Annotated in this window: 18 protein-coding genes; 15 read left to right on the top strand and 3 right to left on the bottom strand. The window is 53.3% G+C overall.

Going from position 1 to position 15,736, the window contains the following annotated elements:
- Both INT22_RS21580 and INT22_RS19110 read right to left on the bottom strand, forming a co-directional pair.
- A partial coding sequence (locus INT22_RS21580) for a DUF1853 family protein (RefSeq protein WP_226912924.1) occupies nt 1-567 on the bottom strand: 567 nt, incomplete at its 3' end.
- A 206-nt stretch (nt 568-773) separates the two neighbouring features.
- Nucleotides 774-1,250: a PepSY domain-containing protein gene (locus INT22_RS19110; protein ID WP_193061137.1), complete on the bottom strand. Its 477-nt coding sequence runs from the start codon at nt 1,248-1,250 to the stop codon at nt 774-776.
- Between the two features lie 151 nt (nt 1,251-1,401).
- Here INT22_RS19110 and INT22_RS19105 point away from each other — a divergent pair, with 151 nt between their 5' ends.
- From INT22_RS19105 to INT22_RS19055, 11 genes are all read left to right on the top strand, one after another.
- Nucleotides 1,402-1,794 (top strand): PepSY domain-containing protein, encoded by a 393-nt coding sequence (locus INT22_RS19105; RefSeq protein WP_408610166.1) that lies wholly within the window; start codon nt 1,402-1,404, stop codon nt 1,792-1,794.
- 11 nt (nt 1,795-1,805) lie between these two features.
- A complete protein-coding gene (locus INT22_RS19100) occupies nt 1,806-2,480 on the top strand; it encodes a response regulator transcription factor (protein WP_193068763.1) in 675 nt (224 codons plus the stop codon).
- Nucleotides 2,477-3,841 carry a sensor histidine kinase gene (locus INT22_RS19095; RefSeq protein ID WP_193061135.1) on the top strand — a complete coding sequence of 455 codons (1,365 nt, stop codon included), beginning with the start codon at nt 2,477-2,479 and terminating at the stop codon, nt 3,839-3,841. Before INT22_RS19100 ends, INT22_RS19095 begins: the two co-directional genes overlap by 4 nt.
- Nucleotides 3,842-3,874: 33 nt before the next feature.
- Nucleotides 3,875-5,794: an alkaline phosphatase D family protein gene (locus INT22_RS19090; protein WP_193068762.1), complete on the top strand. Its 1,920-nt coding sequence runs from the start codon at nt 3,875-3,877 to the stop codon at nt 5,792-5,794.
- A gap of 145 nt (nt 5,795-5,939) precedes the next feature.
- A complete protein-coding gene (locus INT22_RS19085; protein ID WP_193061127.1) occupies nt 5,940-7,700 on the top strand; it encodes a bifunctional diguanylate cyclase/phosphodiesterase in 1,761 nt (586 codons plus the stop codon).
- 123 nt (nt 7,701-7,823) lie between these two features.
- Nucleotides 7,824-8,801: a phosphate/phosphite/phosphonate ABC transporter substrate-binding protein gene (gene phnD / locus INT22_RS19080; protein ID WP_193061126.1), complete on the top strand. Its 978-nt coding sequence runs from the start codon at nt 7,824-7,826 to the stop codon at nt 8,799-8,801.
- Between the two features lie 91 nt (nt 8,802-8,892).
- The gene (gene phnC / locus INT22_RS19075; protein ID WP_193061125.1) at nt 8,893-9,762 is read left to right on the top strand and encodes a phosphonate ABC transporter ATP-binding protein; all 870 of its coding nucleotides are present in this window, start codon (nt 8,893-8,895) and stop codon (nt 9,760-9,762) included.
- Entirely contained in the window at nt 9,759-10,604 is an 846-nt protein-coding gene (gene phnE / locus INT22_RS19070) for a phosphonate ABC transporter, permease protein PhnE (RefSeq protein ID WP_193068761.1), read from the top strand. Before phnC ends, phnE (INT22_RS19070) begins: the two co-directional genes overlap by 4 nt.
- A 31-nt stretch (nt 10,605-10,635) precedes the next feature.
- Complete coding sequence (phnE, locus tag INT22_RS19065; protein WP_193061123.1) at nt 10,636-11,451, top strand: phosphonate ABC transporter, permease protein PhnE; 816 nt, start codon at nt 10,636-10,638, stop codon at nt 11,449-11,451.
- 24 nt (nt 11,452-11,475) lie between these two features.
- Entirely contained in the window at nt 11,476-12,105 is a 630-nt protein-coding gene (locus INT22_RS19060; protein ID WP_193061122.1) for a histidine phosphatase family protein, read from the top strand.
- Between the two features lie 99 nt (nt 12,106-12,204).
- Complete coding sequence (locus tag INT22_RS19055; RefSeq protein WP_193061121.1) at nt 12,205-12,684, top strand: C40 family peptidase; 480 nt, start codon at nt 12,205-12,207, stop codon at nt 12,682-12,684.
- Between the two features lie 62 nt (nt 12,685-12,746).
- Here INT22_RS19055 and INT22_RS19050 read toward each other — a convergent pair whose 3' ends face one another.
- Nucleotides 12,747-13,367, bottom strand: a complete 621-nt coding sequence (locus INT22_RS19050) for a putative metalloprotease CJM1_0395 family protein (protein WP_193061120.1) — start codon at nt 13,365-13,367, stop codon at nt 12,747-12,749.
- Between the two features lie 117 nt (nt 13,368-13,484).
- Here INT22_RS19050 and INT22_RS19045 point away from each other — a divergent pair, with 117 nt between their 5' ends.
- The 4 genes from INT22_RS19045 (at nt 13,485) to INT22_RS19030 (ending at nt 15,730) form a co-directional block, all read left to right on the top strand.
- A complete protein-coding gene (locus tag INT22_RS19045) occupies nt 13,485-13,712 on the top strand; it encodes a DUF2835 family protein (RefSeq protein WP_089039946.1) in 228 nt (75 codons plus the stop codon).
- An 8-nt stretch (nt 13,713-13,720) separates the two neighbouring features.
- Nucleotides 13,721-14,104, top strand: a complete 384-nt coding sequence (locus tag INT22_RS19040; protein WP_089039945.1) for a hypothetical protein — start codon at nt 13,721-13,723, stop codon at nt 14,102-14,104.
- A gap of 143 nt (nt 14,105-14,247) precedes the next feature.
- Nucleotides 14,248-14,826, top strand: coding sequence for an antibiotic biosynthesis monooxygenase (locus INT22_RS19035; protein WP_125745084.1), 579 nt, complete (start codon nt 14,248-14,250; stop codon nt 14,824-14,826).
- A 232-nt stretch (nt 14,827-15,058) separates the two neighbouring features.
- Nucleotides 15,059-15,730, top strand: a complete 672-nt coding sequence (locus INT22_RS19030) for a glutathione S-transferase (protein ID WP_193061119.1) — start codon at nt 15,059-15,061, stop codon at nt 15,728-15,730.
- The last annotated feature ends 6 nt before the right edge of the window (nt 15,731-15,736 follow it).

The following is a 15,736-nucleotide window of genomic DNA, read 5'->3' as shown; positions in this document are numbered from 1 at the left end:
TAGCCAGTAGGCGATGATCGCTTGCGCGGTGGCAGTGCGCGAAATTGGCAACTGATGATGGCGCAGATGGCTACATTTCAGCGCCAGGCTATCCAGCCCGCCAGGGCCAATCCAGCGGCTTTGGCAGGTAGCATCGCCAGGCCCTTCGGGTAGGCCAAGATAGAACTTTATCGCCACTTCCAAATGGATGGGGTTGGGGTTGTCCCGTGTTCGATAGAGCATATCTAGTTCGCCCAGGGTATTGCGCCGCTGGGTAATACGCAGATTCTTGGCGAGCAGTCGTGTGTTGGGCGCGTTATCTAACATCAGGTGCCACAGCCGCTCATGGTAGTGCCCCATGCGCGTCGCCAGTTGGCCATCTAGCGCACTCACTAGTGACGAAAGATTCGCCAACCAGTCATCAATTGAATCTACTAAGCCAAGCTCCTGGCGTGTTGGCCTGCCTGGATAGGTAGTCGGCCCCGTTAGCTCAATCAAATCAGGCGTGGCGAGTAACCACGCAAGATCACGCAATACCGAATGTTCTAGGCGGTCGCATACGCCTTCTGCGGTGGCGGGTAGCGTCAAAGGCATCTCCCAGAAGTACACAGTCAATAACTATTGATGATGCGTACCACATTACAGCGCGTTGCTGGCAATGTCCCACTGGCTAATTAAAAAAGTAACTTACGGCGCTTATTTGGCGTATCAAACATTATGAGCTGCCAGCAAAAGCGGGCCTAAGTGGCCCGCATAATAGTTTGCGTGAGTTAATGTAGGGTTGTGCTATCCCGTTAGTCGCGGTCAACGTTGCTCACTTGGAAGGAGTCTTGGCGTAGACTGACTTCTATTTCACGACCATTTTCATCGCGGCCTTCCACATCAATCATGCCGCCTTTATCAATGTCGATATCTTCAAATTCGATCATGCCCTCTTGGCTTGCTACCTCGAGTGCTTGGCGAATATCATCTTCACTCATGCCCCAGGCACTGGTGATTAGGCGCTCTCGCTCTTCTTGCAGTGTTTCGCCGCTATCGATTGAAAACTCAATGTCAGCGTACCATTCGTCATCAAGCCAGCCTTCAACCTCGGCACGGCCACGGCTCTTAATGCTGATCTCTTCATAATGGGTGAACCCATAATCAGTGGCATGGGTTAGCACACTGTCAATCTGATCAACCGGCAATGTATCAGCTTGCACGCTACCTGCAGCCGCAGTTAACAGCAGTGCAGAGGTCGGGATCAGCAACATTTTTTTCATAGCGTTCATATCAAATTCCTTCTTGGTTTGTTAAATGACGTCATCTGTTGAATGAGACAGCATTCGTCATAAGGCAAAACAGTTATAACAGCGCGGTTCTTTCCGTAAGCTGACAAAGCCATTCATCTAACGTTCATGTTGCTTTTGGCATGCTAGTACGATGAACAAGATGCCCCTCACGCTAACCATTTCACGCTATTGGCAGCGCCTGACACGCATGCGCTTGCGCAAAGCGATGTCTGTTAACGTCGTTGTCGCGGTGTTTGCTAGTGCACTGGCTGGTAGTGCCATTGGTGATCAGCCCTGGGAAGCGTTGCACAGTGAAGTGCAGCGAGGCGATGTCGTGCCCTTAGAGTCCATTTTGGACTGGCTGGAGGCTAATTATATCGGCGAGGTAATAGAAGTAGAGATCGAGCGTGAGGATGGTCATGTAGAGTATGAGATCAAACTACTGGGCGCTCAGAATCAAGTGGTTGAGTTTGAGTTTGATGGCCATAGTGGACAGTTAATGAAAATAGAAGGTGTGCGTATTAACGAGATGCGCCGCCAATAAGGTAGCTATTCATGAAGTGTTTACTGGTAGAGGACGACCAGGCGCTCGCCCGTGAGCTTATTCAAGCGCTGCGGGAGGGAGATTGGCTGGGAGAGCATGCGGAAAATGGCCAGGAAGCCGATTTTCTAGTGCGCACGGAAGCCTATGACACGGTCATCCTTGATGTGGGACTACCCGATGGTGAAGGTACACGCTGGCTCTCTGCATGGCGTGAAGACGGTATTGATCTGCCAGTGCTGATCCTAACGGCTCGCGAGCGCTGGGCTGATAAAGCGGCGGGCTTTACCGCAGGGGCCGATGACTATGTAACAAAACCCTTTGAACCTGCCGAGGTTATGTTTCGGCTGCGTGCTCTGGTGCGTCGTAGTCATGGTCATGCTCATCCCGTTTTAAAAGTGGGTGAATTACGCTTGGATACCCATACCCAGCATGTCACGCTGGCGGGCAGGCCGGTTAGCATAACCGCTCAGGAAACACGCCTGCTCAGTTACTTAATGCATGCTGCCCCTCGGGTGGTTAGCCGCAGCGAGCTGTCAGAGCATGTCTATGACCGTGATCATGAACCCGATTCCAACGTAATTGATGTTCAAGTGAGCCGGTTGCGGCGTAAATTAGGCGCATGGCGGATTGCCACGCTACGTGGTCAGGGATATCGCTTACTCGCTGAAGAGCCTTCCGACGCATGAAGCCAGCTATTACCCGTTGGGCTCAGCGTTGGTCGACCCGTTCGATTACGTTGCGTCTTCTACTAGCGGCACTGTTAATGGTGTTGCTAGCGTTGCCAGTGGCGGGTTGGCTGCTTAATCACCATTATCGTACCTCAGCAATTCATGCTTTTGATGAACGCTTGGAGACAACGCTGAACGTGATCATTGCGGGGGTGACCTTTGATCCGGTCGCCCAGCAGATCAGTTACGATCGATCGCTGGGTGACCCGCGTTTTGAACAGGTTTATTCCGGCTGGTATTGGCAAATTACCGATCGTGACCACCTTTCGGCAACGTCGCGCTCACTGTGGGATCAGCGTCTTCCGGTTATCGATAATAAAAACCTAGCGGCTCGCACACTGGGCGGCCCGCGAGGTCAGCAGTTGCGAGTTGTCGAACGAGATATTTACCTTGCCCCGTTGGAAACCCCGCTGCATGTTAGTGTTGCCGCCCGCGATGATGCGTTGCGAGAAGATATTCAACAGTTTCAACAGGCTTTATGGCTGGGGCTGGTGGGCCTGGGAGCGCTGCTATTAGGTGTCCTGGCGCTGCAGGTGCGCTGGGGGTTGGCACCCTTGCGACGCATGAATGCCAATCTCCGGGACGTTGAGCAAGGGCAGGCTGAACAGCTCGACACCCACCTGCCCGGTGAGCTGGCTATACTAGCGGAGTCAATGAATGCCGTACTTATTCGCGACCAGCGTTTAATTGAGCGAAGCCGCCACACCGCAGGTAACCTTGCCCATGCGCTAAAAACCCCACTAAGCGTTATGCGATTACTGGTTAAACAATTGCCCAGCGAAAGCCGCGCTCTTTGGGAGGTTGAGCTTTCGCGCATCGACAATGCGGTGCGTCACCACTTAGCGCGGGCATCGGCTGCTGGCGAGGGGGCGCGTTTCGCCCCAATTGCCGTACAGGATACGTTGGCGGCGCTGATTACTGGGCTTACACGTCTGGCGCAGCGCCGTCATATTCGCCTGCAGCAACACATAGGCAGCAGCGCGCGCGTCCATATGGATGGGCAGGATCTTCAGGAAATCGTCGGTAACCTGTTGGACAACGCACTTCGCTGGGCGGCAAGCGAGGTGAGCATTCGTTTGCAAACCGATGGCCAACGGCTGTCGCTGCGAGTGAGCGATGATGGCCCAGGTATGTCCGCACAGGAGTGCCAAGCCGCCGTGCAGCGCGGCAAACGTCTCGATGAGCAACGTTCTGGTAGTGGACTTGGGCTGGCCATCGTGACGGATCTTGTCGCGCTGTATCAAGGGCAAATGCATCTGCAACGTGCCCAGGCGGGTGGATTAGAGGTGGTTATTGAGTTACCTGTGGTTGCTCGGTAGTTACTATGCATGACCTAACCAAGAGACAATGACATGACGCAAATCGCCAAGACATTGCCGGACGTACTGGTGGGGCCACTGCTGCGTCGCCTTTCGCCTTCGCGGCTGGTGCTTTGGCTAGTCGCGACCCGGCCGCTAACTATGCAGCTGGTGCTTTACCCTGAACAAGTGGGTGTCCAGACGCACCCATTGGATAAGTCGCATCAATGCGTGGCGATTGGCCAGCACGCCTATATTCATTTTATTGACCTGAGCTTGCCGACCGCACTGCCCACCGATGAGCGAATTGACTACGATCTGCAGGTACAGGGTACCCAAGGCGAATGGCAACGCCTGCCGGATTGGGCGCCCTGGTTATGTCATGAGGGCGAAGCGTATCCAGGCTTTGTGCTGGCCTCTCGGCATCACCGGTTGATGCACGGTTCGTGCCGTAAACCCCATCACAACAGCGCCGATGGCTTGGTACGGGCAGATACCTGGTTAGCCGAACGCCAATCAACCCCTGAAGAGTGGCCAGCCTGGCTGCTGATGACCGGTGACCAGGTCTATGTTGATGATGTTGCTGGCCCGATGCTGCGCGCCGTACATGCACTGATTGAGCGTTTGGGATTGGTAGATGAGCAGTTGGAAGGCGCCACGGTAGGTGACAGTCAAGCGCTTTACGCCGCCCCCGAAAGCTATTATCACCGTGAAGCGCTGTTGCCGGATGTGACCAGTAACGCTGCGCTGCGTGAGCGTTTCTTTGGCGGCGTTAAAAAGCCTGTGTTTACCTCCGCAAATGCGCAAAACCACTTAGTGACACTGGCAGAAATGCTCGCCATGTACTGCTTGGTATGGTCCCCAACGCCCTGGCAGCTCATTGCTGTTGAACCGCCAGCGTTGGGTGACAAAGAAACGGATGCCTATCAGCAAGAGCAGGCGGTGATTGACGACTTTGTGGCGGGGCTGCCCCAGTGCGCACGGCTAATGGCCCACGTTCCCAGCCTGATGATCTTTGATGATCACGATGTCACCGATGACTGGAACCTGACCGCTGACTGGGAGCGTTGTGCCTACGGCCATCCGTTTTCCAAGCGTATTATCGGCAATGCGTTAGTAGCTTATTTAGTGTGCCAGGGGTGGGGCAATGCACCGGATAAGCTTAATCCGCTGTTGCTTCAAGCCGCGACACTATTTGAAGAGGCAGGCTCGCTTAACGCGAACGCCCAGGACAAATTTATCGAGCGGTTACTGCGCTTTCAGGGCTGGGAGTACCAGGTGCCTGGCACGCCTGCTCTCATCGTGCTGGATACGCGCACCCGCCGTTGGCGCAGCGAAAGAAAGCCCAACCGTCCTTCGGGTTTAATGGACTGGGAAGCGCTGATGGAAATGCAGCAAGCGTTACTGGGGACTAAAAGCGCCGTTATCGTCTCCCCAGCTCCGATGTTTGGGGTCAAGCTGATAGAGATCATTCAAAAGCTGTTTACCTTGGCGGGCAAGCCGTTGGTGGTGGACGCTGAAAACTGGATGGCGCATCGCGGGGCGGCCAATGTGCTACTGCATATTTGGCGGCACTCAAAAACGCCGGGTAACTACGTGATTTTATCTGGCGACGTCCACTACTCATTTGCCTACGACATTGTTGTACGTCGGCAAAAGCAGGCACCGCATCTTTGGCAAATTACCTCCAGCGGGATCAAAAATACGTTTCCACAACAGCTGTTGAACACGTTTGACCGCTTGAACCGTTGGCTCTATGCGCCGTTTTCACCGCTCAACTGGTTCACCAAGCGCCGCAAGCTGAGTATTCACCCCCGCGACCCAGACCGGGCCAGCGCTGGAGAGCGGCTATGGAATGCCAGTGGGATTGGGCTGGTAAGCCTGGATGAACAGGGCCACCCAACGGATATTCGCCAGTTAGACGTCGATGGCGGTGATGTGGTGTTTCCACCGTCTGAACTCCCACGTTCTTAGCCCGCGGCTGTTGGCCTTAGTGTCATACAAACGACATGGAAATGTCGCACGATTGCTGTCCGAATGCTTTCCTGATGGCGCTTTAAAATCAGCTGGAGCTATAACACTCAAAGGAACAGGCGACGTTTGATAGGGCAGCAGGTATATGACCGCACAAGAAGCACAGTGGTTGAACCAGATTATCGCAGCAGAAGAGCTGCATGTGTTGTTTCAGCCCATTGTGAATGCCAATCAACAGGCTATTTATGGCTATGAAGCGCTTATTCGTGGCCCGAAAACATCGCCGCTACACTCGCCATTACGCCTGTTTGAGGTGGCGACTCAAGCAGGATTGTTAGTCGAACTGGATTTACTGTGTCGACGGTTAGCGATTCAGCGTTTTGCAGAACTTGAACTGCCCGGATTGCTGTTTCTGAACGTGATGCCGCTGACGATTGTTGAGCGTGACTTCCGTGAAGGCTTAACGCTGAGTTTCATCCAAGAGAGCGGCCTGCCCCCAGAGCGGGTAGTCATCGAGCTGACTGAGCATGTGCCTATTCATGATTACGAGCTGATGCGTCAAGCCGTGGCCCATTATCGCGACATGGGCTTTCAAGTAGCGTTGGATGACTTAGGGGCTGGCCATTCCAGTTTGCGCCATTGGTCTGAACTACGTCCTGATTTCGTCAAACTAGACCGCCACTTTATTTCTGGCATTGATCAAGAGCCTGCCAAGCGTGAGTTCTTACGTTCGATTCTCGATGTAGCGCGCAGCTTAGACTGCCAACTGATTGCTGAGGGAGTTGAGACTGCCGCCGAGCACCTTTGTCTATGGGAATTAGACCGAGGATTGGCGTTACTTCAGGGGTTTTACTTTGCACGACCAAGCCTTCATCCGCCCTTGCAACTGCACATGCTGCTGCCTGCCACGACACAGCTAAAAGGCCCGGCGGGGCGCACCGCCCACTCTATTTTACGCGCGATAAGTGCTGTGTCGCCGGCGTGCTCCGTGCCAGAGCTTGCTGAGCGCTTTCGTGATGTTACAAGCCTACGCTGCGTGGCGGTGGTAGAAGATGGCGTGCCGATAGCCGTGGTGCGTCGCAATGCATTTTTAACGCTATTTACCAACCCCTATAGCCACGCGTTGTACGCAAAGCGCCGGGTGCTAGAGATTGCAGATCCTAAAATGCTAGTGGCCGACGCAGATTTGTCTCTTGAGGCGCTTAGCCAGCAGCTAACCGATAGCCGCGATATCGAGCAGGAAGATTTCGTGATTGTAGATAGTCGCGGTTGCTATTTGGGTATGGGGACTATTGTGGACCTGTTGCGTGAAATTACCGCTATTCAGGTGCGTCAGGCTCGCCATGCCAACCCGCTTACCGGGTTGCCGGGTAATATCCTGATAAACGAAACGCTGGTTACTTATCTCGATCAGCGCGAAGGGTTTGCGGCCGCCTACGTTGATTTAGATAATTTCAAAGCCTTTAACGATGCTTATGGCTATGCCCGTGGCGATCACGTGATTATTTCCTTGTCACGTCTGCTTCAGGCACAGGTAGAAAGCGCCGGCGGATTTATCGGCCATATTGGTGGTGATGACTTTATGATGCTGCTTCCCTTAGCGCAGTGGGAGGGCGTTTGCCAGCAAATATTGCACTCTTTTGAAGTGATGGCGCCCGGGTTTTATGAAGATGTAGACCGTCAGCAAGGGGGAGTCCATATAGAAAACCGCCAGGGTGCGGTGACGTTTATTCCTTTTGTCAGTGTTTCTATTGCTGTTAAGCCGGTCACTGATACCTCTCGCTGCAAGGCACTAGACACTGCCGCCCAACTTTCCGAGTTAAAGCACCAAGCAAAAAAAATAGTGGGTAACAGTTTATTCGTAGAGCGCCGAGGGTGCTGTGTGGTGCCGACGTGGAGTAGGTAGCACTGCGTTTTTACTCACTTAACTGTCACTGAGCGGTCATGACCTTGTCATTTTAATGTCCCTTCACTGTCATGGTTGGGCACCACCATAGCGGCATTATTAAATAACCCGCTCAGGTGATGTATGCAACTTCTCTGTCTGTCTCAATCGTTTTCTCGTACGTTGATTAGTGCTGCTGTGGTTAGTGTGTTTGCGCTGGCAGCCGTTAGCGCCTCCGCTGACCTCTCTTCGCGTTATGTTGATAATGACGGTGACATGGTTGCTGACGTACCCAGCGATGAGTCTCAGTGGGTCGACCCGGATACCTTAGTCTTTGCCTACACGCCGGTCGAAGACCCTGCTGTATACGCTGATGTTTGGGCGGATTTTCTCGAACACTTAAGCGATGCCACCGGCAAGCGGGTGCAGTTCTTCCCGGTTCAGTCCAACGCGGCTCAGCAGGAAGCGCTGCGCGCAGGTCGCCTGCATGTGGCTGGTTTTAATACGGGCGGCGTACCAGTTGCCGTTAACTGCGGTGGTTTCCGCCCCTTTGCCATGATGGCCGCTGAAGATGGCAGCTTTGGCTATGAGATGGAGATCATCACTTATCCCGGTAGCGGCATTGAGTCGGTTGAAGATTTGGCAGGCAGCCAGCTGGCATTTACCTCTGAAACGTCTAACTCTGGCTTCCGTGCCCCCTCTGCGCTGCTGCGTTCCGAGTACGGTCTAGAGGCTGGTGAGGATTTCGAAACTGCGTTCTCCGGCTCCCATGACAACTCCATTTTAGGGGTGGTAAACAAAGACTACGAAGCTGCTGCCGTTGCTAACTCTGTTGGCGCGCGGATGATCTCTCGTGGCGTTGTCAACGAAGGTGATTACGAGATTATCTACACCTCTGAAACGTTCCCCACCACCGCCTATGGACTGGCCAATAACTTGAACCCTGAGCTGGCCGAGAAAATTCAGGATGCTTTCTTCAGCTACGACTGGGAAGGCACGGCTCTTGAGACCGAGTTTGCCAATTCCGGTGAAGCGCAGTTTATCCCGATTACTTATCAGGAAAACTGGTCGGTCATTCGCACCATCGCTGATGCTAACGGCGTGACCTACGACTGCGATTAATACGCCAGTCGTTCTGAAACCCTATCGGCCAGGAAGGCAACTTTCTGGCCGAATTGCTATGTACCTGACTACTCGTAAATGAGGCACTCTCATGTTGACTCTTACCGGCGTTGGCAAACGTTACTCTACTGGGGATCGTGCGTTAACCGATATACAACTGACGCTACCTAAGGGTCAAGTGATGGCGCTGATCGGGCCTTCCGGTGCAGGGAAAAGCACGCTGATTCGTTGCGTGAACCGCTTGGTAGAACCCACCCAAGGCAGTATTCGCCTGGAAGATGTAGAGCTGACCAAACTTTCGGGCAACCAGCTACGCCACGCGCGCCGCTCCATGGGAATGATTTTTCAGGAGTATGCACTGGTTGACCGTTTAACCGTGATGGAGAACGTGCTGTCTGGCCAGCTAGGTTATGTAGGGTTCTGGCGTAGCTTCTTGCGCCGTTACCCACAAGAAGCCGTGGCCGAAGCCTTTCGCTTGCTGGAACGGGTTGGTTTGCCCCACGCTATTGATAAGCGTGCCGATGCGCTCTCCGGTGGCCAACGCCAGCGGGTCGGCATTGCCCGTGCGCTGTTACAAAGCCCAAAGCTACTTTTGGTTGATGAGCCCACCGCCAGTCTCGATCCGAAGACATCGCGCCAGATCATGCGTCTGATCCGTGAACTATGCGCCGAGCGAGAGTTGGCCGCGATTATCAACATTCACGACGTCGCGCTGGCTAAGCAGTTTGCTGACCGTATTGTGGGGTTGCGGGCTGGGGAAATCGTCTTTGACGGGCAGCCTAACGAGCTTACCAGCGAGATCCTCACAACTATCTATGGTGAAGAGGATTGGGATACCACCCCAGAACCCGCTGACGATGATGAAACTGAACAGAATACGAAAGAGAGCGAAGCACATCGGCTTCATGCTGGCTGCGAGCTGTCCCGATTAGAAAGACTAGCGAGTGGGGCCGCGCGATGAACAGCACCAATTCACTGGCGCGCCAACAGGCTGCGCGTGAAGGGCACTGGCGGCGCTTACCACTGATTGATAACCCGCGTGTGCGTTGGGGGCTGGTGCTAGGCGCGATTGCATATCTGGTACTCGCACTTGCCTCTGTGGAAGTTAATTGGGCACGTGTGGCGGAAGGGGCCGGACGCGCACTCAATTTTCTTGGTGCGTTTTTGCAGCCGGACTTCGTGAGCCGCCAGAGTGACATTATCGCTGGCCTGCTGGAAAGTTTGACCATGACGTTAACCTCTACGGTGATTGGCGTGTTATTGGCCATTCCCGTGGGGCTGGGGGCGGCGCGTAATATCTCGCCATTACCTATTTATGCCTTATGCCGCGCGATTATTGCCGTTTCGCGCACCTTCCAGGAAATTATCATCGCCATTCTGTTTGTGGTGATGTTCGGCTTCGGGCCGTTTGCGGGCATGTTGACCCTGGCGTTTGCCACGATTGGTTTTATGGCCAAGCTGCTGGCAGAGGATATTGAAGACCTCGACTGGCGGCAGGGAGAGGCCGTACGTGCCACCGGGGNNGTACGTGCCACCGGGGCGAGCTGGTGGCAAACCATGAATCATGCCATTCAACCTCAGGTGATGCCGCGCTTAATTGGCCTCTCGATGTACCGATTGGATATCAACTTCCGTGAGTCGTCAGTGATTGGCATTGTCGGCGCTGGCGGTATCGGTGCCACCCTGAATACCTCGTTGAGTCGCTACGAGTACGGCACCTCTGCTGCCATCCTGCTGATTATCATCGCTATTGTACTGATGAGTGAGTATGCCTCCAGCTACGTTCGCCGCTGGACACAGTAACGGCGCGCCACTTGTCATAAGAGGAAACGTTATGCCTGTTTCAACATCCCCTCAAGGGGTGCCGCTTTGGCAGCGGCGCACTACCCGTGCCCAGTGGCTGCAGTTCGCTGCCTGGCTTCTAGGCATCAGCCTGTTTCTACTATGTTGGAAAGTGATTTCTGATAACACCATGTGGGTGTTTGTTGAAGATGCTGGCCGCCAGGGCAGCGACTTAATCAGCCGTATGATGCCGCCGAGTTGGGAGTATGCCAATGTGCTGTGGAAGCCCATGTGGGATACCTTGAACATTGCCACGTTAGGGACGGCGCTAGGCATTGTCATGGCCTTTCCCGTGGCGTTTTTAGCGGCACGCAATACCACGCCGCACCCACTGATACGCAGCTTGGCGCTCACTGTTATTGTTTCGTCACGCTCTATCAACTCGCTGATTTGGGCCATGCTGTTGGTCACCATTCTTGGCCCTGGCGTCTTGGCGGGTATTATCGCCATTGCGCTGCGCTCCATTGGCTTTGTAGGCAAGCTGCTTTATGAGGCCATTGAAGAAATTCATCCAACCCCCGTTGAAGCGATTAGTGCCACCGGTGCCAGCCGCCTACAGGTGATGAACTACGCTGTGTTGCCTCAGGTAATGCCTGCCTTTGCGGGTATTAGCGTGTATCGCTGGGACATTAATATTCGTGAGTCTACCGTGCTGGGTCTGGTGGGGGCTGGTGGTATTGGTCTGCAGCTCAATGCCTCAATTAACAGCCTCGCCTGGAACCAAGTTAGCGTCATCTTTGTGATGATTTTTGCCACGGTGCTGGTGTCCGAGTGGGTCTCTGCCCGTGTGCGCCACGCGATCATCTAGTCAGCCTGTCGAGGAACAGAAAATATGCGTTTTCCTAATGCAGACATCACCACCATCGATATTATGCGCCATGGGGAGCCTGTCGGCGGGCGCATGTTACGTGGTAGTACCGACCACCCGCTGAGTGAAAAGGGCTGGAAGCAAGTGAGTGATGCCGTTATGCGCCACACGGTGGACGGCAGGCCACCTTACGATGCGATTGTCAGTTCGCCATTGCTACGTTGCCGCGAATTTGCGCTGTGGCTAGGCGAGGAGTTTGATGTGCCTGTACAAGTTGATGACGACTTGGCTGAACTTCACTTGGGGCGCTGGGAAGGCAAAACGCATGCCCAAGTATTTGCCAATGAGGGGAGTGAGCCAATGAGCGCGTTTTGGTTTAACCCCTGCCAAGTCGCGCCCCCAGAAGGAGAAACATTGGCAGCGCTGGATGCTCGGGTTAGTGAGTCCTGGCAGCGGCTGTTGGCTAATCCGCCCGGTAAACACGTGTTGGTGGTTGCACATCTGTTTGTCTGCAATGCGCTGCTGCGCCAAGTGCTGGGGCAGCCGCTTGGTAACGGCTTAGTGATGGACTTGCCCTATGCTGCGATGAGCCGCCTGCGCCACGAGCGCCATGCGCTGGGCGAAACCACCTTTGTTGAGTGGATAGGGCGTTAGTCACCGTGTGTTAGTAATAACAGCTTACGAATCAGTAGCGGGTAAGCTGCGCATAGGCCATGATATAAGCATTGCTAACGTACTGAGCCGGAGCGATGTATGCCATTTATCCGTCTGTCCCCACTGTTAACGCTATTCACGCTGCTGCTATTAGCAGGATGTGCCAGCAAAGAGATCACGACTGCTCCCGCCTCAAATGATCAAGCGGGTATTTCGATGGAGCGCGCGCTGATTCTCTCTCATGCCCAGCAAGCGATTGGCACACCGTATCGCTTTGGCGGCAATACACCGGAGGGGCTGGATTGTTCGGGGCTTGTGGAAATGACTTATCGCGCTGCGGGCATCCGCGTGCCCCGCACTGCTAACGATCAGTTCCGCTCGCTGCCGTCGGTTGATGCGCCACGTCCAGGTGATTTACTGTTCTTTGGAGATGGCGCCAAAGCCACACACGTAGGCATTTATGGCGGGAACCGGCAGATGATCCACGCACCTGGCAGCGGTCGAGCCGTGGTCAGCGTGCCACTGGATATCGATTACTGGAATCAGCGCTTTTTAGGGGCTGCTTCACCAGCACCCTAAGCAACATTAATAGGCTGAGTAATTGCAATGTAATTGCAACCCAATGTAGGAAAGCCAACGGCTCAGGCTGCCTGCTCATCAGATGTTGTGGTCACTTCTTCTGTATCTGTAGTAGCCTCCCCAGCACTTCGCGCAGCATTCATTTCGCTCTGCTCGCGAGCGGCTTCCAGTTTGGCTTCCAATAAATACTGTCTTGCCTGAGCGGCCACCTGTATATCTTTAGAAGAAGGTTCTGCCGGCGCCAACGCTGCCGCGATGACCGTTTGCATCTTTTCAATAGTCGCCGTGGGGTTACCTGGCACGGGGCCATAGTCAATAGGAACTTCGCCTGCAACTGCATAGCGTTTGCCGTCGGGCCCAACTTCGTACTCATAGCTAGCGCCGCCGGTATAGGGGCCGCCTACCGTCTGGTGGGCCATTTCATGCTGGCGAACTTCCCGGTCAGTTTGCTTAAGCTGTTCTAAAAGCTGGATCTCTTCCGGTGCTAGCGGCGTACCGTCGGGGCGCGTAGGGCCGGTCGTTTCGCGATTGGCGGATGAGTCCGTCTCTTCACTGGCTTGTGCAGTCTCTGAGGCGTGAGACTTCTGTTCTTCCGACGCCATCCGATTAGCCTGTGTACTGTTTACCTTAGGCTGCGGTAACGCATATGAAGAAACAGAGGGGGTTAGGGTAGAAAGATCCATAAGCAATTACCGAAGGATAAGCTGTTTGCGTTAGCATAGAGCATCTATGTAGAAATCGCAGCACGTCATTGTCGTGCCTAAAACGACCGCTTAGCTATTGTTTGGTTAATCATTCGCATGCCCATCATCGATGTTGTTATTCATCTGTCAAAAAGTGAGTGCCTGGCGCATTACGAAGGACGCTACTCGAACGTGCGAGCGCGCAGCGTTGATGGCCGCTGGGTCATTTTTCCTGCGGAAGCGCTGCGCCGCGTAGTAGGACAAGAGGGCGTTCATGGCGTTTATCGATTGGAATTTTCTGACCAGAGTCGTTTTATCAACATTCAGCCTCTCTCAAAGAGTTGACTTGGCATATGCACCATAGCGATGCAAATCTAACGCTTCATGAACTCATTTATGCCGTTATACCCAATCTAAATAGAGCCGAAAAATTAGTGCTCAATACCCTGGAGAGCCTAATCGAAGTGGCAGAAAATCCATTGGATGTCGTTAAGCGTAACGAACAAAGACATGCTTTCTCGCTAGAAGTGCATCGTGTGCGTATCAACATAGAACACCTTTTGGAACGCTATCGTGCTGATGTGGATAGGGTTTTGCGCTCAGGAGGGGAGGTGAAAGGGCCTATCGTGGTACCTGATGCCCTAGAGGCCGATGCAATTCGCAGCGCCATTGATATTTACTTACACGTTAGGTCTTTTCAGCGTGGCGAACGTCGTCAGCCACTACCAGGCCACTAAGTTATCACCTTATCACCACTGCTTGTCATCACATGGCATCATCATTGCCTGTATAATGCGAGTACTGCTTTTGGGGTTACCCACCTGAAGGCCAACAGCTTGCCTACCCGGCAATTCGCTGTGACCACATTAGGAGATATATCATGTCTGCCTCACCTGTTACGTTAATGGTAGCCCGTCGAGTGGCGAGCGGCCGTTATCACGATTTTAACCGTTGGTTAAACGAAGGCCGCGACTTAGCGGCTGACTTTCCTGGTTATTTGGGGTCCGGTGTTTTGGCACCACCCAATAGCGATGACGAATATCAGATCATTTTCCGCTTTAGTAGTAGTGATACGTTAACAGCCTGGGAGCACTCGGCTTCACGCAATGCATGGCTACAGCGAGGTAAGGGGTTGTATGACGCTCCGCATGAGCACCGTGCCACCGGTCTAGATGCTTGGTTTCAGTCTAGCTCGGGCACGACGCCCCCGCGCTGGAAACAAGCCATCGCCGTATGGTTGGCTTTTTTCCCCATTTCACTGCTGTTTAACTGGGTATTTGGCAGTATCTTAGCGGACTGGCCCATGGTGCCTCGTGTTCTGGTCAGTACGATGATGTTGACGCCTGTCATGGTGTTTTTATTTATTCCACTTTCAACGCGCCTACTTGCCCCTTGGTTGGAAGGGAAATGGTCGCCATTAGATATATTGTCACGTTGGCGTCATGAGCATAGAACGTAGTGCAGAATGGATGAGAGTGCGCCTGTATTATTAAAATGAGTTAAAACATGGGCTTAATTATTATCTAATAACACCTTAAGCCATGCTCTTTGGGTTTCTTTAACAACGTGAATAATTGCTAAACTTCATGGGGTTCAACGCCGCAATAGTGCTAAGCTAAATACGCTTGCAGCAAAAAGGATAACTGACATTGGTGCAATGCTAGTGTACCAAGTCGCCCCATGGAGTCGTTATGATCCGCGTTCACCATCTCGAAAAATCCCGCTCCCACCGTATTTTATGGCTTCTGGAAACACTTGGCCTTGATTATGATATTGAGGTTTATCAGCGCGATCCTAAAACTCAGCTAGCCCCGGAATCACTTAAAAAAATCCATCCGCTGGGTAAGTCGCCAGTGATTACCGACGGTGAGCTGACCGTAGCAGAATCAGGGGCAATTATTGATTATCTCGTCAATAGCTATGGTAATACCAAAGATCAGTTCTTTGAAGAAGACCGTAATGAGTGGGTAAATTATCGCTACTGGCTTCATTATGCAGAAGGCTCGTTAATGCCGCTGTTAGTGATGGGGCTGGTCTTTAGCCAGCTACCTAAGCAGTCTCCGTGGCTGATTAAGCCGTTAGCAAAAGGAATTAGCTCAACGGTGCAGCAGCGATTTATCCAGCCCCAACTTAAACAACATCTAACCATTATTGAATCGCACCTACACAAACGAAGTAATTTTGCGGGTGACTGGCCGAGTGGGGCCGATATACAAATGAGTTTTCCGCTACAGGCCGTTGCCGCGACACAATCGTTGGCAAGGTATCCGGCTATCGCAGCATTTGTGGCACGCATTGAAAATGACCCTGCCTGGCAACGGGTTGTTGAGCGCGCGGGCCCTCTTATTATGCCTGGTGGGTAGGTTTAT

The organism is Halomonas sp. 3D7M (genome assembly GCF_014897885.1).
In the GTDB taxonomy this organism is placed as follows: Bacteria; Pseudomonadota; Gammaproteobacteria; order Pseudomonadales; family Halomonadaceae; genus Vreelandella.
The sequence above is the reverse complement of the archived record's forward strand: the minus strand, read 5'-3'. Positions and strand labels throughout refer to the sequence as shown.